Annotated in this window: 21 protein-coding genes; 12 read left to right on the forward strand and 9 right to left on the reverse strand. The window is 65.5% G+C overall.

The window, feature by feature from the left end; all coding sequences use genetic code 11:
- The first annotated feature begins 4 nt into the window (after positions 1-4).
- From QMG86_RS06900 to ilvC, 3 genes are all read left to right on the forward strand, one after another.
- A complete protein-coding gene (locus tag QMG86_RS06900) occupies positions 5-1,939 on the forward strand; it encodes an acetolactate synthase large subunit (protein WP_281878390.1) in 1,935 nt (644 codons plus the stop codon).
- Positions 1,936-2,439, forward strand: a complete 504-nt coding sequence (gene ilvN, locus QMG86_RS06905; RefSeq protein ID WP_039799659.1) for an acetolactate synthase small subunit — start codon at positions 1,936-1,938, stop codon at positions 2,437-2,439. The genes QMG86_RS06900 and ilvN overlap by 4 nt, the downstream gene beginning before the upstream one ends.
- A gap of 200 nt (positions 2,440-2,639) precedes the next feature.
- On the forward strand, positions 2,640-3,641 hold the full coding sequence (gene ilvC, locus QMG86_RS06910; RefSeq protein WP_174372187.1) for a ketol-acid reductoisomerase: 1,002 nt from the start codon (positions 2,640-2,642) through the stop codon (positions 3,639-3,641).
- Between the two features lie 70 nt (positions 3,642-3,711).
- Here the strand turns inward: ilvC and QMG86_RS06915 are convergent, their stop codons facing one another.
- Positions 3,712-3,966, reverse strand: a complete 255-nt coding sequence (locus QMG86_RS06915; RefSeq protein WP_281878392.1) for a hypothetical protein — start codon at positions 3,964-3,966, stop codon at positions 3,712-3,714.
- Between the two features lie 436 nt (positions 3,967-4,402).
- Here QMG86_RS06915 and QMG86_RS06920 point away from each other — a divergent pair, with 436 nt between their 5' ends.
- Genes QMG86_RS06920 through QMG86_RS06930 form a run of 3 tightly spaced genes read left to right on the forward strand, consistent with a single transcriptional unit; the run spans position 4,403 to position 7,772 of the window.
- A complete protein-coding gene (locus tag QMG86_RS06920) occupies positions 4,403-5,446 on the forward strand; it encodes an acyl-CoA thioesterase (protein WP_281878393.1) in 1,044 nt (347 codons plus the stop codon).
- Between the two features lie 21 nt (positions 5,447-5,467).
- On the forward strand, positions 5,468-6,352 hold the full coding sequence (locus tag QMG86_RS06925; RefSeq protein WP_281878394.1) for an AAA family ATPase: 885 nt from the start codon (positions 5,468-5,470) through the stop codon (positions 6,350-6,352).
- 1 nt (position 6,353) lies between these two features.
- Positions 6,354-7,772: a vWA domain-containing protein gene (locus QMG86_RS06930; RefSeq protein ID WP_281878395.1), complete on the forward strand. Its 1,419-nt coding sequence runs from the start codon at positions 6,354-6,356 to the stop codon at positions 7,770-7,772.
- 171 nt (positions 7,773-7,943) lie between these two features.
- On the opposite strand, the gene QMG86_RS06935 is transcribed toward QMG86_RS06930, so the two are convergent.
- Entirely contained in the window at positions 7,944-8,387 is a 444-nt protein-coding gene (locus QMG86_RS06935) for a hypothetical protein (protein WP_281878396.1), read from the reverse strand.
- 223 nt (positions 8,388-8,610) lie between these two features.
- On the opposite strand from QMG86_RS06935, the gene QMG86_RS06940 reads away from it, so the two are divergent.
- Entirely contained in the window at positions 8,611-8,841 is a 231-nt protein-coding gene (locus tag QMG86_RS06940) for a DUF6400 family protein (protein WP_281878397.1), read from the forward strand.
- Positions 8,842-8,853: 12 nt separating this feature from the next.
- Here the strand turns inward: QMG86_RS06940 and QMG86_RS06945 are convergent, their stop codons facing one another.
- Together QMG86_RS06945 and QMG86_RS06950 are read right to left on the reverse strand one after the other, a co-directional pair.
- Positions 8,854-9,141: a hypothetical protein gene (locus QMG86_RS06945; RefSeq protein ID WP_281878398.1), complete on the reverse strand. Its 288-nt coding sequence runs from the start codon at positions 9,139-9,141 to the stop codon at positions 8,854-8,856.
- 162 nt (positions 9,142-9,303) lie between these two features.
- The gene (locus tag QMG86_RS06950) at positions 9,304-9,537 is read right to left on the reverse strand and encodes a hypothetical protein (RefSeq protein ID WP_281878399.1); all 234 of its coding nucleotides are present in this window, start codon (positions 9,535-9,537) and stop codon (positions 9,304-9,306) included.
- 4 nt (positions 9,538-9,541) lie between these two features.
- Here QMG86_RS06950 and QMG86_RS06955 point away from each other — a divergent pair, with 4 nt between their 5' ends.
- Entirely contained in the window at positions 9,542-9,958 is a 417-nt protein-coding gene (locus QMG86_RS06955; protein ID WP_281878400.1) for a hypothetical protein, read from the forward strand.
- Positions 9,959-10,015: 57 nt separating this feature from the next.
- Here the strand turns inward: QMG86_RS06955 and QMG86_RS06960 are convergent, their stop codons facing one another.
- The 3 genes from QMG86_RS06960 to QMG86_RS06970 all read right to left on the reverse strand — a co-directional run bounded on the left by QMG86_RS06960 (position 10,016) and on the right by QMG86_RS06970 (position 12,044).
- Positions 10,016-10,603: a GNAT family N-acetyltransferase gene (locus QMG86_RS06960; RefSeq protein ID WP_281878401.1), complete on the reverse strand. Its 588-nt coding sequence runs from the start codon at positions 10,601-10,603 to the stop codon at positions 10,016-10,018.
- Between the two features lie 16 nt (positions 10,604-10,619).
- Positions 10,620-11,516: an HNH endonuclease gene (locus QMG86_RS06965; RefSeq protein WP_281878402.1), complete on the reverse strand. Its 897-nt coding sequence runs from the start codon at positions 11,514-11,516 to the stop codon at positions 10,620-10,622.
- 357 nt (positions 11,517-11,873) lie between these two features.
- Positions 11,874-12,044, reverse strand: coding sequence for a hypothetical protein (locus tag QMG86_RS06970; RefSeq protein ID WP_281878403.1), 171 nt, complete (start codon positions 12,042-12,044; stop codon positions 11,874-11,876).
- 19 nt (positions 12,045-12,063) lie between these two features.
- Between QMG86_RS06970 and istA the strand changes: the two genes are divergently transcribed.
- Together istA and istB are read left to right on the forward strand one after the other, a co-directional pair.
- On the forward strand, positions 12,064-13,287 hold the full coding sequence (gene istA, locus QMG86_RS06975; protein WP_434086196.1) for an IS21 family transposase: 1,224 nt from the start codon (positions 12,064-12,066) through the stop codon (positions 13,285-13,287).
- Positions 13,287-14,075 carry an IS21-like element helper ATPase IstB gene (gene istB / locus QMG86_RS06980; RefSeq protein WP_281873984.1) on the forward strand — a complete coding sequence of 263 codons (789 nt, stop codon included), beginning with the start codon at positions 13,287-13,289 and terminating at the stop codon, positions 14,073-14,075. Before istA ends, istB begins: the two co-directional genes overlap by 1 nt.
- Before the next feature lie 561 nt (positions 14,076-14,636).
- Here the strand turns inward: istB and QMG86_RS06985 are convergent.
- On the reverse strand, positions 14,637-15,143 hold the full coding sequence (locus QMG86_RS06985; RefSeq protein ID WP_281878404.1) for a DNA-directed RNA polymerase subunit beta: 507 nt from the start codon (positions 15,141-15,143) through the stop codon (positions 14,637-14,639).
- 238 nt (positions 15,144-15,381) lie between these two features.
- Between QMG86_RS06985 and QMG86_RS06990 the strand changes: the two genes are divergently transcribed.
- Positions 15,382-16,761 (forward strand): NsdA family TPR-like regulatory protein, encoded by a 1,380-nt coding sequence (locus QMG86_RS06990; RefSeq protein WP_281878405.1) that lies wholly within the window; start codon positions 15,382-15,384, stop codon positions 16,759-16,761.
- A gap of 334 nt (positions 16,762-17,095) precedes the next feature.
- Complete coding sequence (locus QMG86_RS33535; RefSeq protein ID WP_350356402.1) at positions 17,096-17,317, forward strand: GNAT family protein; 222 nt, start codon at positions 17,096-17,098, stop codon at positions 17,315-17,317.
- 36 nt (positions 17,318-17,353) lie between these two features.
- On the opposite strand, the gene QMG86_RS07000 is transcribed toward QMG86_RS33535, so the two are convergent.
- On the reverse strand, positions 17,354-17,632 hold the full coding sequence (locus QMG86_RS07000) for a hypothetical protein (protein WP_281878409.1): 279 nt from the start codon (positions 17,630-17,632) through the stop codon (positions 17,354-17,356).
- Positions 17,633-17,683: the final 51 nt, after the last annotated feature.

Raw genomic sequence — 17,683 nt, forward strand, 5'->3', positions numbered from 1 at the left:
GACGGTGAGCGCACCTACCGCACGGCCCGGGCCTTCGGCCCGTAGGCCAGCGCCTTCGGCGAACCAGCAGGCCACGCCCGCTGCCAACGCGACGTCCACGGCCAACCGCCGCCAGCTCCCGCCCGAGCGGGTCACCGGCGCGCAGTCGGTCGTCCGATCGCTCGAGGAGCTCGGCGTCGACACCGTATTCGGCATTCCGGGCGGCGCGATCCTTCCCGTCTACGACCCGCTCTTCGATTCCACCAAGGTGCGCCACGTCCTCGTCCGGCACGAGCAGGGCGCGGGTCACGCGGCCACGGGGTACGCCCAGGCCACCGGCAAGGTCGGTGTGTGTATGGCCACATCCGGCCCCGGCGCGACCAACCTGGTCACCCCGATCGCCGACGCGCAGATGGACTCGGTCCCGATCGTGGCCATCACCGGCCAGGTCGGCCGCGGCCTGATCGGCACCGACGCGTTCCAGGAAGCCGACATCTCCGGCATCACCATGCCGATCACCAAGCACAACTTCCTGATCACCGAGGGCGTCGACATCCCGCGCATCATCGCGGAGGCGTTCTACCTCGCCGCGTCCGGACGCCCCGGCGCGGTGCTCGTCGACATCCCCAAGGACGTGCTGCAGGCGCAGACCACCTTCAGCTGGCCGCCGGAGATGCGGCTGCCCGGCTACCGCCCGGTCACCAAGCCACACGGCAAGCAGGTGCGCGAGGCCGCGCGAATGATCATGGAGGCCAAGGCCCCCGTGCTCTACGTCGGCGGCGGCGTGATCAAGGCCGACGCCTCGGCCGAGCTGCTGCAACTGGCCGAGCTGACCGGCATCCCCGTGGTCACCACGCTGATGGCGCGCGGCGCGTTCCCCGACAGCCACCGCCTCAACATGGGCATGCCCGGCATGCACGGCACCGTGGGCGCCGTGGCCGCGTTGCAGCGCTCGGACCTGCTGATCACCCTCGGCGCGCGGTTCGACGACCGCGTCACCGGCCAGCTGGACTCCTTCGCGCCCGGCGCCAAGGTCATCCACGCCGACATCGACCCGGCCGAGATCGGGAAGAACCGGCACGCCGACGTCCCGATCGTGGGCGACTGCCGCGAGGTGATCGTCGAACTCATCGAGACGCTGAAGGCGGATCCGGCCGCGGGCAGTTCGCTGCCGCTGCCGCTGACCGACTGGTGGACCTACCTCGACGGCGTGCGCGACGCCTACCCGCTGGGCTGGACCCCGCCCGCGGACGGTTCGCTGTCGCCGGAGTACGTCATCGAGGCGCTGGGCCGCCTGGCCGGTCCCGACGCGATCTACTGCGCGGGCGTCGGCCAGCACCAGATGTGGGCCGCCCAGTTCATCAAGTACGAGAAGCCGCGCACCTGGCTGAACTCCGGTGGTCTCGGCACCATGGGCTACGCCGTCCCGGCGGCCATGGGCGCCAAGATGGGCGCGCCGGACAAAGAGGTGTGGGCGGTCGACGGTGACGGCTGCTTCCAGATGACCAACCAGGAGCTGGCCACCTGCGCGGTCGAGGGCGTGCCGATCAAGGTCGCGCTGATCAACAACGGCAACCTCGGCATGGTGCGCCAGTGGCAGACGCTGTTCTACCAGGAGCGTTACTCCAACACCGACCTGGGCACGCACAGCCTGCGCATCCCCGACTTCGTGAAGCTCGCCGAAGCCCTCGGCTGCCACGGCATCCGGGTGGAGCGCGAGGAGGACGTGGAGGCCGCGATCCGCGAGGCGCAGTCCATCAACGACCGCCCCGTGGTGATCGACTTCATCGTCGGCAAGGACGCCCAGGTCTGGCCGATGGTCGCCGCGGGCACCAGCAACGACGAGATCATGGCCGCTCGCGGCATCCGCCCGCTGTTCGACGAGGACGAGCAGGCGGCCGAGCCGGCGGTCATCCACGCGGCGATGTCGCAGGAACAGAACAGGGTGAACAACGGATGAGTACCACGCATACCCTCAGCGTTCTCGTCGAGGACAAACCGGGCGTGCTGGCCAGGGTCGCGGCGCTGTTCTCCCGCCGCGGCTTCAACATCGAATCGCTGGCGGTCGGTGGCACCGAGCTCCCCGAGATCTCGCGCATGACCATCGTCGTCACCGTCGAAGACCTGCCGCTGGAGCAGGTCACCAAGCAGCTCAACAAGCTGGTGAACGTCATCAAGATCGTGGAGCAGGACTCCGACAGCTCGGTGGCCCGCGAACTGATCCTGGTGAAGGTGCGCGCCGACGCCAGTGTGCGCACCCAGGTGATCGAGGCCGTGGGGCTGTTCCGCGCGAAGGTGATCGACGTGTCGCCGGACGCGCTCACCGTCGAGGCGACCGGCACCCGTTCCAAGCTCGACGCGCTGCTGCGCATGCTCGAGCCGTACGGCATCCGGGAGATCGTGCAGTCCGGTGTCGTCGCGGTGGGGCGTGGACCGAAGTCCATCACCGCCACTCGATGAGGTAGTGAGCGGCGGCCACACGCTAGTCTTTCTGCGATCGACGGTTGGCGTGCCGCCCTCCCCGCTGACGCGGGAATGATCCCCACCCGCTCCTGCGGGGGTGATCCGATCCAGAACAACGAAAATCAACACCGGCGCAAGCACGGTGTGCCCCGCCTCGCGCGGGGATGATCCCGGAAGGAACCACAGTGGCAGTCGAGATGTTCTACGACGACGATGCCGACCTGTCGATCATCCAGGGCCGCAAGGTCGCTGTCATCGGCTACGGCAGCCAGGGTCACGCGCACTCGCTGAGCCTGCGCGACTCGGGCGTCGAGGTCCGCGTCGGTCTCGCCGAGGGGTCGAAGTCGCGCCCGAAGGCCGAGGAGGCGGGCCTGACCGTCGGCACGCCGGCGGAGGTCTCGGAGTGGGCGGACGTCATCATGGTGCTCGCGCCCGACACCGCGCAGGCGTCGATCTTCACCAACGACATCGAGCCGAACCTGAAGGACGGCGACGCGCTGTTCTTCGGCCACGGCCTCAACATCCACTTCGGCCTGATCAAGCCCCCGGCCAACGTCACCATCGGCATGGTCGCCCCGAAGGGCCCCGGCCACCTGGTGCGTCGTCAGTTCGTCGACGGCAAGGGCGTTCCCGCGCTGATCGCGATCGACCAGGACCCGAAGGGCGAGGGCCAGGCGCTGGCGCTGTCCTACGCCAAGGGCATCGGCGGCACCCGCGCCGGCGTCATCAAGACCACCTTCAAGGAAGAGACCGAGACCGACCTGTTCGGTGAGCAGGCCGTGCTGTGCGGTGGCACCGAAGAGCTGGTCAAGACCGGTTTCGAGGTCATGGTCGAGGCGGGTTACGCGCCGGAGATGGCCTACTTCGAGGTGCTGCACGAGCTGAAGCTGATCGTCGACCTGATGTACGAGGGCGGCATCGCGCGGATGAACTACTCGGTCTCCGACACCGCCGAGTTCGGTGGCTACCTGTCGGGCCCGCGGGTCATCGACGCCGACACCAAGAAGCGGATGCAGGACATCCTCAAGGACATCCAGGACGGCAGCTTCGTCAAGCGTCTGGTCGCCAACGTCGAGGGCGGCAACAAGGAGCTCGAGGCGCTGCGCAAGAAGAACGCCGAGCACCCGATCGAGGTCACCGGCGCCAAGCTGCGCGGCCTGATGAGCTGGGTCGATCGCCCGATCACCGAGACCGCCTGATCTCTCGGCTGATTCGCACGGTTGGCCTGCTCCGGAATTCGGAGCGGGCCAACCGCGTCTTCGCGGACCTTTAACTGCTGCCGAACATGCCCGGCCCGAAGCCTTGTCCGTAACCCTGCCCGAAGGGGCCGCCGTACTGGTTGTAGCCCCAACCGAACAACGGGTTGTTGTTGCAACTCCAGTTCTGGAATGGGCCGAAGTCGCACCGGTCGTTGTAATACGGGTCGTACCGCGCCGGGGTGGCCCCGGGCGTGCCCGGGGTGGCGGACGCGGGCATCGCCAGCGCTGTCAACGGGATTGCGGCGATGGCGCCGGCGACGGCCACACGAGCCACGGTACGGCGTGCGCTGATTGTGGAGAACAACGTAAATCCTTTCACTCTGCGGTGAGCGTCTTCGCCCACCATCCCCCGTTGCGGGTCCGCCCACGGCCTACCCCCGCGGACAGATCTCGGATCTACGGTCGCTGCTTCGCGGTCGCGCTTACCGACGGGGCAGCGACTGCACGACTTCACTCTTGCGCACTTGCCGCGAAACGTCACGGGTGTTCTCTCCCCTGCGGACCAAATCGAACCGCGATATTAGGGGCACCCCCTATCTGCGTTGCTGATCGGTCGCGAAAGCGCGAACTGCGCCGTCCGGTGGAGCCGTCCCGCGTCGGTGTCGGCTCGTTACTCGCTCGTACCGATGCCGGGGCCTAAGGTTCTCCCGGACAACGGGGTCAGGTAGCCGAAAATTCTCTGCCCGAACGGATGGTGGACCTTGACCAACTCGACCGACAGCGAACCGACTGTGTCCGAACCGGCTACGGCCGGTCGGCGTGCCGAGGCGATCCACCGCTTCCTCGTCCAGCCCGCCGACGCGGGCATCGTGGGCTCGGTCGACGGCGGCAAACTCCTGGAATGGATCGACAAAGTCGCCTACGCGGCGGCGGCCCAGTGGAGCGGCCGCTACTGCGTCACGGCCTATGTCGGGAACATCCACCTCGATCGGCCGATCTCGGTCGGGGAGCTGGTCGAATTGCATGCCGACCTGGTGCACACCGGGCGCACCAGCATGCACATCCTGGTGACGGTCTATTCGACCGATCCCACCCGGGTGAAGCCGGTGCAGTCGGCGCAGTGCCTGACGATCTTCGTCGCGGTGGACGACGACCGCCGCACCGTCGAAGTGCCGCAATGGAATCCGACGACGCTCCTGGAATCGCAGCGGCACCGGCAGGCCCGCGCCCGGATCTCGGTGCGCAAGCACATCGAGGAGGCGATGGCCGCCCAGCGGTACACGTCCGCGGGCACCGCGCCGAGCGCCACTCTGCGGTTCCTGGCGGCGCCTTCGGACATCAACTGGGGTGGCAAGGTCCATGGCGGCCGGACGATGCGGTGGATCGATGAAGCGGCGTACGTGTGCGGCGCGGACTGGGCCGGGCAGCGGGTCATCACTTCCTACTTCGGCGGCATCCGTTTCTACCGCCCGATCGTGATCGGGCACGTCGTGGAGGTCACCGCGCGGCTGATCCACACCGGTCCGCGCAGCATGCATGTGAGCGTGCACGTGACGTCCACCGACGCGCACTCCGACGAACCCGCGCTGGCGGCGCACGGCCTCGCCGTGGTCGTCGCGGTGGACGACGAGATGAAGGCGCGCGCCGTGCGGCAATGGCAGCCGGTCTCGGAGGAGGATCGGGCGCTGGACGCGCACGCCAAGCACCTGATCGAACTGCGGTCGCTGGTCGAACCGTTCACCATGGCGAGCGCCGTGCCCTCGGATGCCGAGCCGAGTCATTTCCGGATACCGGCGCCGAGCTGAGGCCGTCTAGACTAGTTACCGATGAGTAAGTTCTTCGCGTCGGTGGACGAGGTGACCGGGCGCCTCACCGAGGCCGGGTACCTCCCGTCCCTCGATATCGCCACCGCCGTGTTCCTCGCCGGCCACCTCGGCAAGCCGCTGCTGATCGAGGGCCCCGCGGGCGTCGGCAAGACCGAGCTCGCCAAGGCCGTAGCCGCCGCGACCACGTCCGACCTGGTGCGCCTGCAGTGCTACGAGGGCATCGACGAGGCCCGCGCCCTCTACGAGTGGAACCACGCCAAGCAGCTGCTCCGCATCACCGCCACCGGCGACGAGGGCTGGGACAGCACCCGCGACCACGTCTTCACCGAAGAGTTCCTCCTCGCGCGCCCGTTGCTGGCCGCCATCCGCAACCCGCGTTCCACGGTGCTGCTCGTCGACGAACTCGACAAGGCCGACGTGGAACTGGAAGGGCTGCTGCTCGAGGTGCTCGGCGACTACCAGGTGAGCATCCCCGAACTCGGTACCGTCACCGCGGTGCGCAAGCCGTTCGTCATCGTGACCTCCAACGCCAACCGCGAACTGTCCGAAGCGCTCAAGCGGCGCTGCCTGTATCTGCACATCGATTACCCGACGGCGGAACTGGAACGGGCGATCGTGCGGATGAAGGTCCCGGAATTGGACGAGGCGCTGGGGGAGCCGGTGGTCCGGGTGGTCGGGGCCTTGCGTCAACTCTCGTTGCGCAAGGCTCCGTCGATCGCCGAAACCGTCGATTGGGCGAAGACATTGGTCGCCCTCGGTGCGCGCAACCTGAGTGGAGGCGTGGTCCGCTCGACGCTCGGGGTGCTCTTGAAGTACCAGTCGGACCATCGCCTGGCGATCGAGCGGCTCGGGCTCGACATGGATGCCCAGCAGGAAGGGCGGTGAGGTGAAGTCCGCACCTCGCGCGGTCGAGGCAGGGCAGCGAGCCGCCGAATCGATGACCGATCGGCTCGTCGCGTTCGTCGGGCTCCTGCGTGATCACGGCATCAACGCGGGGCCGAGCGAAACCATCGATGCGGCCGAAGCGATGGTTGCCCTCGGAATCGACGATCGCGATCGGCTGCGCTCCGGCATGGCCGCCTGCCTGCTGCGGCGCAATGGTCAGCGCGCCGTCTTCGATCAGCTCTTCGACCTCTACTTCCTGACCGCTCAGCAGCCGCAGCAGGTCGATCAGTCGACACCCGAGTCCGTCGAAGCCCTGCGCGATCGCCTCGTCTCCGCACTGGCACAGGATGATTCGGACTCGGTCGCCGAACTGGCCCGCCAGGCGCTCACCGAACTCGGCGGTTACGGCGGCGCGGGCGCCGGGCAGTCCACGCCGGTCACCACCGCGTCCGGCGCAGGCTGGTCCTCCTACCTGACCATGAAAGCCCTACGCCCGGAAGAGCTCATCGATCGCATCGTCGCGGGCATGAACGGCGCTTCCCAACTCGACACCACCGTCCACACGATCGAAGCCAACCGCCGCCTCGCCGCGTTCCGCACCGCCGTCCAGACCGAGGCCCGCCTGCGCTCGGCACAACTGCGTGGCACCGAATACATCGCCCGCCGCGGCGTCGAAACCAGCACCGACCGTATCGATTTCCTCGGCGCCCGCGAACAGGACCTCGCCGAAATGCGCCGCCTGGTCCACCCTCTGGCCCGCAAACTCGCCACCCGCCTCGCCGTCCGCCGCCGCAAATCCGTCCGCGGCCAGATCGACCTACGCCGTACCCTGCGTCGCTCCATGTCCACCGGCGGCGTCCCCATCGACCCCGTCCTGCGCGCTCGCAAACACGGCCGCCCCGACCTGGTCGTTCTCGCCGACATCTCCGGCTCGGTCACCGGCTTCGCCGAATTCACCCTCCAGCTCATCCAGGCCCTGCAAGACCAGTTCAGCAAGGTCCGCAGCTTCGGTTTCGTCGACACCTGCGACGAGATCACCCACTTCTTCACTCCCGGCGAACCCCCGACCCCCGGCACCGCCGCCCGGATCATCCGCTCCACCAAGGTCGCGCGCTTCGGCAGCTCCAACTATGGCGAGGCCTTTCAAGGCTTCCTCGACAACTACGCCGACGCCCTCGGCCCCCGCACCTCGGTTCTGATCCTCGGCGACGGGCGGACCAACCGCACGGATCCGAATCTCACTGCGGTGCAGTCCATCGTCGACCGGGCGAAGCACGCCTACTGGCTGAATCCGGAGCCGTCTCGGTCGTGGTCGACGGGTGACTCCGCGGCGCACGTCTACGCGGAGCAGGTGACGATGCACGAATGCCGCAACGTCCAACAGTTGACCGAGGTCATCGCGCGGCTACTGCCAGCGTGACTCGGCTCGCTGACAAGACGTCGATTTGCATCGGCGCGTCTCCGGCCGAGCAATGCACCTACCCGCACCGACGTCAGCAGACGCAGCTGGCGAGCGAATCGGGTGCCGACGGAACCATTGCTGCCACGGTTCGCACACCGTGACAGCAATCGGCTTCTTCCTTCTCAGAGGTCAGTCGGAATCATCATCCCAAGCACCGAGACGGTGTACGGCTCTGGGATGCGGGCTTTCGAAATCGCCACCGCCCAACCCGTCTCCCTGTCGACTTCGGATCTGCCAGGCAACTCCGACCCAGCGCCCGTCAGCGCCGAGGAAGGCATGCTCCTCTGCGCCACCCGAGCAAATTCCATCAATAATGGCTGCCACGTGCGAAAGCCGCCCGGGATTGCCGATCGTATAGTCGGCGAGGCCGTCGATGCACCATCCTGTCCGTATCCGCGCTGCTTCATCGTCGAAACGGGTGATGAGGATGCTTCGGGCGGAATGATCGTGTGGCCGCGATGTGGTCGCCGACACGATGACTTGCCCTTCCGACAGGTGCGTGGTGGCACCGTAGCGGATCGCGACATCGCAGATTTCGGGGACCAAGTCTTCCCACGTTCGATCGTTGCCCATGACACTCCTCGATTTACCTATTGACCAAGGCCATCTGGCGGCTACTGCCCGCGTAGCGCCCGCTGTGGTGCCGAATTCTGGGCGCACTTACCGCCTCTGGTGTCGTGCGGCCGAATGTGATGAAGTCCGACGGCGGAATGTGATGCAGATCATTGCTCGGAAGGATGCGGTTGGGCATCGTCGTCACTTCGATTTCGGAAAGAACCTGGCTGGAGATGCCTGAATGGCCGACCACAATTTCGCTTACGACCTCACGTTGGACGAGGTGAGACGGCGCAGTGCCGTCGTCGCGGCGCTAGGGGCCGACTGGGATCCGGTCGCCGTGCTCGCCGAGGAAGAATTGGCGTACGACATGCTGTACTCGAATCTCGACGACGAGCAGCAGCGGATCTACGAGGAGCTCGTCTTGGCCGGGGTGCTGCCGGATCGGGCGACGCGCCAGATCGCCGACTGATATCTCCGCCGGTCACCACATCCATCCCTGCGTCGCCATGACATGTTCGGCGAGATCCTCGATCGTCATCATCTCGGGATGGCTGTAGTACATCAGCTCGAACTTGCGTTTGCGCCAGTGCGTCGGATCCATGCGGCCCTCATGGCTGGTGTCGCACAGCGATTCCAGCCGCCCGAGATCGAAGGGTTCCTTGCCGCGCGCATGGGCATCCGCTTTCACGGCCGCCAGGCGCTCGGATGCCGTCATATCTTCCCGCCGCCATATCGCTGCGGCGTAGCGGCGTGCGTCCTCGATGTCCACTTCTGCGCTCCTGCATGTCCGGGTCGTGACGGCGATACCCAGAAGAGATTGCGTCGACAACGTGATTACCCGGCACGGACGCGACTATTACAAGGCGTTTCCGCACGGCTCTACCCGGAGCCCTTCTCGCTCGTAGCCGACCGGAATTGCGGCGCGTGCGTACTACGAACCGACGCCGCCGGTGTCGGGGCGGCCCTGGCCGAGCACGCCGCGCTGGATTGTGCCGCCACCGGTCGGAACGACTCGGTCGTGGACTGCCGTTCCGCTCGGGCGCAGAAAGGTCCCGGCGGCCAGGAGCACCGCGGCGCCGACCGCCGGGTACACCAGGGTGTCGGCGTGCCGGTACCAGAAGGTGGCGTAGCGGCTGTCGGTGGTGTCGCACAGGTCATCGATCACCCGGGTGTTCGTTGTCTGGTCGACACAGATCCCGACGTGGATCGGCTGCGCGGTGTCGGTGGTCGGCGTGGTCGAGGTGACCCGAGAAGTGGTCGTCGTCGGTGGGGTGGTGGTCACCGGCGGAGTCGTGCGGGCCGGGGGCTTCGAGGTGGTGGTTAAGGTCGTGGTGATCGGCCGGGGAGCAGCGGTGCCACCAGCCCCGCAGCCACTCGACACAAGCGCCATAGCCACCAGTGCGGGCAAAGTGTACGAGACACGGCGCGACGCCATGACCCGCTCCTGCCGACGATCGCAGTCCGATCCGCTCACGTATTCCCCCTTCGTAGAAACCCCTGTCACGAACCGCCCGATGCTAGCAACGCGTCAGCGCACGGTCGATCCACCCTTGGTGAAAAGGCAATTGCCAGAACATTTTTCCTGATCAGCCCTGAGGGATAGTCTCTACGCCGAAGTACGCGCCGATCTGGTCCACGCGAACCTACTGAAGAGCACGCATCAGAACATCGAACAGCGGGGCATCGGGCCAACCCGGTCGAAGAGTACCGACGCGGTACCACCCCCATCGGCGATATTTGTCGTACGCCCGACGATTGTCCGGGCGCACCAGCAACGTTGCCCGCTGCTCCGGCCGATCCGCAAGCAATTCGTCGTGCAGGGCACGGGCGACTCCTCTGCCGGTGAACCGCTTGCGCACCATGATCTCGCTGAAAGCGAATGTGCGAGAACCGTCCTCAGCGGTGAACGCCGCGTGGTCACCTTCGTCCAGTCGCAGCCCGTCCCACCACGCGGTCTTGGCGGTGAGCGGCCAACCCCACGCCTGCCCGCAGAGCTCGCCGCCGAGACGGGCGATCACCAGCTCGAACGCACCGGCGCGGCCGGGATCGGTATAGGCGTCGAACCGGTGCATGAACGCTTCCGGCGATTCGAACTCCTCGCCGGACTCGATCGCATCGACGTAGGAGTCCCGGAAGATGCGTTCGACGTCCTTCCGGAGTTCACGCGCCTGTGCTGCTGTGTACCGCTGAAAATCGATGTCAACCATCGACGCGGAGTGCTCGAAGGTCATGCCGCGATCACCATGCTCAGCTAGCTTCCTCGAATTCGGCAAAGCGTTCCTCGAGTCGCTCTGCCGATGGCCAGTCCTTCCGCCGTTGCGGTAGTGCTAGATGTTGACCGTCCATTCCTTGTAACCCATACCGCAGCATCGGACCCTTATCCGAGTCCTGCATGAGCTGCGCGCCGACGTGGATTTCGTACCCGGGAGAGATGCCTATCAGGTTACTGTCATAGGCGGCGTGGTGGATCTTGCAAAGGCTCAGTCCGTTGACGACGTCGGCCGCACCGTGCTCCTTGCCGTCTCCGATGATGTGGGCGGCGTCCAGCAGTTGCGCGTGGCGCACCTTGCACATCGCGCAGCGGTGGCCATAGGCCAGCAGAACTCGGCCCCTGAACTCCGGCTGGTGTAGTCGCTGCCTCGTCACGCGTTGTACGTAGGCGCGTTCGATCGGTTCGAGGTGCAGCGGATCGCTGACCTCTCGCAGGCTCTCGTCCAGCGCCAGGATGAACCGTTGACGCGGCTGATCGTCTGCAACGACGTACACGGGAAATACCGGGACGTACCGGATCGCTGAACCGATCTTGATCCAACGGAGCAGGATTAAGGGTAGTTCCAACTCGTACGCGCGTCTCAGCTTGGTGTTGTCGCCTCGAATGTTGCCTTCTCGATACGCGTAGGCATAGAGAGAATCACCGACTTCCTCATCGTCGTAAGGGCTGTCGGGCTTCGAGAGGATCGACAAGGTGGCCGCGAATTGCGAGGGATTCCAGATCCCCTTGTTGCGGTCGATCAGCCGATACGTCTCGGCGCCGACCTTGAACTCCGTCAGCTCCTCGCGAGTCAGCGAGCCCTTCTCTTCAACTCGTCGCCCCAGGTGATCGAAGATCATCTGGCGCAGCTCGCGCTCCACCTCGCTCTCCATGTATGGAGTGTGCCATGGTCACCCGAGTGCGACTGCCTTTCTGTCTACGGCGTCGGACGTGCCTCGCGGGCATCCTCTCGGGCAGGACCGGGAAGGTGCATCGCGATAGTGGATTCACCGATGTGATCACGAGGCGACCGCGACCCAATCTCCGAGAGCGTCGGCTCAAACGGCTCCGCGTCACTCAGCAACGCTGCGGGTTCACGGAGACAGGACCGCTACGTAGCCGCTGTCAACTCGAAGCGGAGAAGCGTGCCCTTCGCGCCCGCGAATGCTTGAAGAGGGCCCGAACGAATTGCCGCACCAGATAGATGAGGCGCACGCACGATCCTGGATCGATAGTCGTCTTGTCATCGTTCAACGGCTGGCTGGCATCAGCGCTTGCAACGCCTGCGAACCGAGCTGAAGCATCTCTGCCAGCGTTGAGCGGTCGATCGTGAACTCGAATTCGTTACCGGATGTCCCGAATGTCAGCGCTCTTCGAAAATCCGGCCACCGGCGCTCTTTGAAAATCGGCCACCCATCCACGATCGGAAGGGTGATCTCAGTGCAGGAATGGGCGCAGATCAGGTATCTCCATGCGAGTGAGGGCCTGTCGATGCGGGCGATCGCGTCCCGGTTGGGCATCTCGCGGGACACGGTGTCGAGGGCGATTGCCTCGGAGTCGCCGCCGCGATACCAGCGGGTGTCGGGTCCCTCGGCGTTCGACGAGTTCGAGCCGCTGGTGCGGGAGCTGCTGGCGCAGTTCCCGGCGATGCCGGCGTCGGTGATCGCCGAGCGGGTGGGCTGGGCGGGGTCACCGTCGTGGTTCCGTAAGAAAGTCGCGGCCCTGCGGCCGCAGTACGCACCGAAGGATCCGGCGGACCGGCTGGAGTATCGGCCCGGGGATCAGGCGCAGTGCGATCTGTGGTTCCCACCGACACCGATCCCGTTGGGCGCCGGGCAGGTCGGGACACCCCCGGTGCTGGTGATGGTGGCTTCGTTCTCGAGGTTCATCACTGCGATGATGATTCCGACCCGGACCACCGCGGATCTGCTGGCCGGGATGTGGTCGCTGCTGTCGGGGCAGTTGGGGAAAGTCCCGCGCAGGCTGTTGTGGGACAACGAATCAGGGATCGGCAAGGGCGGACACCTGGCCGTTGGGGTGGTGGCGTTCACCGGGATGCTGGCCACCCGCATCGTCCAGTGCAAGCCGTTCGACCCGGAGTCCAAGGGCATCGTCGAACGCGTGAACGGCTATCTCGAGACCTCGTTCCTGCCCGGCCGGTCGTTCAGTTCACCAGGAGATTTCAACACCCAGCTCGCCGAGTGGCTGCCGATCGCCAACGCTCGACACGTCCGGCGCATCGCGGGTTCCCCAGCGGAGCTGGTCGGCATCGACCGGGCCGCGATGACGACACTGCCGCCGATCGCCCCGGCGGTCGGGTTCACCAGCCGCGCGAGGCTGCCGCGTGACTACTACCTGCGTGTCTTGGGCAACGACTACTCGATCGACCCGACGGTGATCGGACGGTTTATCGACATTCGTGCCGATCTGGATACCGTCACCGCCCGCTGCGACGGGCTGCTGGTGGCCACCCACCGCAGAGCCTGGTCGAAAGCGGTCACCATCACCGACCCCACCCATGTCCACACCGCTGCGCAATTGCGGGAAGCATTCGGACACAAACAATCTCGGACCGTCAGCGTCGATGACGGCGGGTTGGTGCGTAACCTCGCGGACTACGACACCTGTTTCGGCGTCGACTTCGGCGGCGAGGGTGTCGCGTGATGGCCGCACCCGCCGATACCGCCAAGCAGATCGAGTACTACGCCAACGCGTTGAAGGCCCCCCGCATCCGCGACAGCGCCGCCCGCCTGGCCGACCAAGCCCGCGACGCCGGCTGGACGCATGAGGAATACCTCGCCGCGGTCCTGTCCCGCGAAGTGGCATCCCGAGAGTCCTCCGGCGCCGAAATCCGGATCCGCGCAGCAGGATTCCCCGCCCGCAAAGCGATCGAGGAATTCAACTTCGACCACCAGCCCGCCCTCAAGCGCGACACCATCGCACATCTGGGCACCGGCCAGTTCATCACCAAAGCCCAGAACGTGGTGCTACTCGGGCCACCGGGAACCGGCAAAACCCACCTGTCGATCGGGCTGGGTATCGCCGCCGCCCACCACGGCCACCGCGTCCTGTTCGCCACCGCCGTCGAATGGGTCACCCGCCTACAAACCGCCCACCAGCACGGCCGCCTCGCCGCCGAACTGGCCAAACTCCGCCGCTACGGACTACTGATCGTCGACGAGGTCGGATACATCCCCTTCGAACAAGACGCAGCGAACCTGTTCTTCCAACTGGTCTCCAGCCGCTACGAACACGCCTCGCTGATCCTGACCTCGAACCTGCCGTTCTCCCGCTGGGGCGACGTGTTCTCCGACCACGTCGTTGCCGCGGCGATGATCGACCGAATCGTCCACCACGCCGACGTCCTGACCTTGAAAGGAAACAGCTACCGACTCCGCAACACCGAAATCGACACACTCCCGTCCATGCGGACAGACAACACGGCAGACTAAACAACCACCAAGTGGCCGATCTTCAACGAGCGCCACCGGCCTACATTTCGAAGAGCGTCGACACCGAACACGAATGTCACGGATTCGCTGTCCTCGCCTATGACGGTCCTGACAGGGCAACCTTCGGCCGTACTGACCCAGCTGCCGATCGTCAGTCGGTCCCATACCATCCTTGGTCCTCTTCCGTTGTCGGTGTTGTCGAGACCCCATTGAGCCACTGCACTTCGCCGCGATCCACGACGTACCCTCCACCTGGAGGGTCGGCATACGCGGCCAGCATGGTTCGTCTTGCCGATGGCGAAGCGGCCGAGAGGTTTCGGTCTCTGCAGTGCTTCCAATCTGCCCAGCACCACCCTGCGCCTGCATCGATCGTTAATACGGTGGCGGAGGTTTGCACGCCGCCGATGAATATATGGACATCGACCGGTCCGTCTGGATCCCGGACGACTACCACTTCGACCTGTTGATCAGCGTCCGACTTGCGCCTCGGATTCCTCGTGCGAGTCGAGTCGAGAAGTAGGTTGTCGTCACATTCGACGTTGCGCATGTTTCCGGCTGCTCCTATCGGACTCGACGCGCCCGGGATCTGGCGCATGCACGGATGGATTCGATGACGGCCATCGCGGATGGCCGGTGGCTGTCACGGGGCGGTTGCACCCAGACCCGAAATCCGTGTCGGTCGGCGGGCGATGGCAGGGCGATCTGCGCGCCGAGGCGTGACGCGGAAGCGTTGAGGCGGAACAGTTCACCGAACAGGGCGATGTCGTCGGCGGGCATGTCCGGCACGACGAGGAATGTCCATCGCTTCGATCGGGGATGCGAAACGACCGGGCCCGGCCGGGTGCCGTGCACTCGCATGTGTCCTTTGACGGCCGCGCCGATTTCGGCAGGGACAGTGATTCCGCCGACGCTGCCCGAAGGAATGAAGATCCGGAAGAGCTGCGGGTCAATTCGTGCGGGCAGGCCGCAGATCTCACGATAGAAGCGGCACCTCGACATCACGGTGTCGTGAACGAGTGGTGCTTCGTGCGCCGTGCCACTTGCCATATACCTGGGAACCGATCGCATCCTGTGCCTTCCGCTCTAGTTGCTGTCGGACGGGCATCCGACGCCGGAGAGCCGATCAGGATCGGTGTCGGTCCGGCGTCGAGTGCCGTGGCTAGATTCCGTCTCGACCGGGTTGTGCGGGAACGCCCGTTCGGGGGAGGACAAGGGGAGAAGTGCGGGATACCGGCGGTTCGGACTCGAACGTGCAGGGTGGAGTGCAAAGATCTGGCTGCGGGTTGCCGAACGAGGGGGACGGGACTTGTCTGAACCGAATCGCAAGCTGAGCGCGGCCAGAACGCGCATGAGATCCGAACTGACCGGGCACCCGTTGTCGCGATCAGAACTCGCCGCCGCGGTGAACGCGTGGGTGTACGACCGGACCGGTCGAGTTGTGCAGTTGTCCGGCAACTACATCGGCAAGTTGGAGCGTGGCGTCTTTCGCTGGCCGAATGCGGAATACCGCGCCGGGTTGCGGGCTGTGCTCGGTGTGGCGACTGACGCCGAACTCGGTTTTCGTCCGGCCGAGCGCGGAACCGGCGGGGATAGCATGGAGTCGGATGATTCACCGATGTTCCTGCCGAAAGCGGGGAAAGAGGTCGATGACGTGCGACGCCGAAGTTTTCTGCTCAGCGCGCCGGCCGCTGGTGTCGGTATGGCCTTTGGCTTGGAGTCGGCGCGGCATGGGCTGAATCGAGCTGTCTCCGAGACTGTCTCGATTGACCTCGACGACTGGAACGAGATCATCCGCGAATACGGGGCCGCCTACGTCACCCACACGGCGGCGGAACTGCGCGAGATGCTGTTGGTCGACGTTCTGAGTCTCGAGATGGCGCTTGGCATGTCGGCAGACTCCCGCCAGCGACGCGAGTTGTACAAGATCGGCGCTCTACTGAGCCAGTACATGGCTCAGGCCATCGGGGACCTCGGCCAGCGACGCGAAGGCATGCGGTGGTGGCGCACCGCGCGTTACGCGGCTGACTGCTCTGGTGACCTTCACACGATGATGTTCGTGCGGGGGCGCAGGGCTATTCGGGCGATCTATGACGGACAGTCACCTGAAACCATCATCGAAGAGCTCGGGGAATCGGATCAGTTGATCGCCGATGGTCCGGCAGTCGGAAGACCGAGCTTGCTTGCCGCGCGGGCGCAATCATTCGCCTTACTGGGTCGCGCGGAGGAAGCCGAGGCGTCGTTGATCGAGCTGCGGGAGACTTTCGCCGCCCTGCCGTCTCGCATGACGAAGGATCACAGCTGGCACTGTTGGGCCTACCCCGAAGAGCGAGTCAGATTCGCCGAGAGCTTCGTGTACTCCCATCTTGGGGCTATTCGCCGGGCAGAAAAGGCGCAGTCGGCGGCGCTCGACTTGTACCCGCCCGACAGTCGACGCGGGCCGATCCAGATCGAGTTGCAACGAGCGCTTTGCCTGGTCTCGGCCGGTGATTCCATCGAGGGTGCCGGCTACGCGACGACCACGCTGGAAGAGTTGCCGATCGAACATCGAACGCGATTCGTCATGGGCCTGGGTGAGCAAGTCCTCGCAGCCGTACCGAAAGACCAGCGGCGCACGGGCAGCGCACGGGAACTGCACGAGCTACTTCGGGGCGACGCCGTGCGTCGAACAGAGACCCTCGAATCGTGACCACCTCGCGCTCTCTCGAACTCGCCCGCTATGACGCGGCCGGGACACTCGAGCTCGCGGACGAACTGAAGATCTTATATCTCGACTCCCACCGCGAGCAGCAAGACAACCCGTGGTACAGCCCAGCCCGATTCTGGGAACGCCTGGAAGAGATGTACGCCCCGATACCTGGGTTCGAACTCGTCGCGGCCCGGATCGACGGCCGGATGATCGGCTATGCGTTCGGCACGCCCTACCGTCGATCGCAAGCGGTGTGGAAGAAAGCAGTTCGGGTCTACCCGCGTATAGCTACGGGATCGAAAAGCGTGGCCGTTTATATCTTCGGGAGTTCGCTGTGCACCCCGACTACCAAGGCCAGGGCTACGCACGGCTCTTTCACGACACCTTGCTCTCGCAGCGCCCCGAACGTTTGGCTTACCTGCTGGTGCGAGTGGGCAACCCTGCGCGCGCGGCCTCGAGGCGTGGGCTGGCAGGTGATCGGTCAAGATCAGCCCTTTGCCGACGCGCCGATTATGGACGAGATGGCCCGGCCGTTGCACTGAGCGAAAGGACCTGAGATACGGAAAGCGCGCCCTAGCTGCAGCGGCTTGGCCTACCGTGCGGCCCGCAATGCCGCCGCGATCTGAACGAGGTCCAGGTCGACGACGACCTCATCACCATCCCAGACCCCGCGCGTGGTGATTGCGAGGCCGATCAAAGCCAGCTCGGCGGCAGCGTCACGGAGTTCGTACTCTGCACGGCTCTCGTTCTCGAGTTCGCACGATTCGTCGCGGTTCCAGGCGGCAACTGCGGACTCAGCCGCGGACCGAGGCAACCGCACGCTGATCCGAGTGGTCTGGGAATCGAGATAGGTTCCGATCGTCGCCAGCACGTCCCGGTCCTGCTCATACCGCACATACTGGTGATGATCTGCCACGAACCG

It is taken from the genome of Nocardia sputorum, from assembly GCF_027924405.1.
GTDB classification, from domain to species: domain Bacteria; phylum Actinomycetota; class Actinomycetes; order Mycobacteriales; family Mycobacteriaceae; genus Nocardia; species Nocardia sputorum.

Excerpts from the sequence above, each read along its gene's own strand:
- ilvN (WP_039799659.1), top strand. The coding sequence starts at position 1,936 with ATGAGTACCACGCATACCCTCAGCGTTCTCGTCGAGGACAAACCGGGC.
- ilvC (WP_174372187.1), top strand. The coding sequence starts at position 2,640 with ATGTTCTACGACGACGATGCCGACCTGTCGATCATCCAGGGCCGCAAG.
- QMG86_RS06925 (WP_281878394.1), top strand. The coding sequence starts at position 5,468 with ATGAGTAAGTTCTTCGCGTCGGTGGACGAGGTGACCGGGCGCCTCACC.
- QMG86_RS06935 (WP_281878396.1), bottom strand. The coding sequence starts at position 8,387 with ATGGGCAACGATCGAACGTGGGAAGACTTGGTCCCCGAAATCTGCGAT.
- QMG86_RS06940 (WP_281878397.1), top strand. The coding sequence starts at position 8,611 with ATGGCCGACCACAATTTCGCTTACGACCTCACGTTGGACGAGGTGAGA.
- QMG86_RS06960 (WP_281878401.1), bottom strand. The coding sequence starts at position 10,603 with ATGACCTTCGAGCACTCCGCGTCGATGGTTGACATCGATTTTCAGCGG.
- QMG86_RS06965 (WP_281878402.1), bottom strand. The coding sequence starts at position 11,516 with ATGGAGAGCGAGGTGGAGCGCGAGCTGCGCCAGATGATCTTCGATCAC.
- istB (WP_281873984.1), top strand. The coding sequence starts at position 13,287 with ATGGCCGCACCCGCCGATACCGCCAAGCAGATCGAGTACTACGCCAAC.
- QMG86_RS06985 (WP_281878404.1), bottom strand. The coding sequence starts at position 15,143 with ATGCGATCGGTTCCCAGGTATATGGCAAGTGGCACGGCGCACGAAGCA.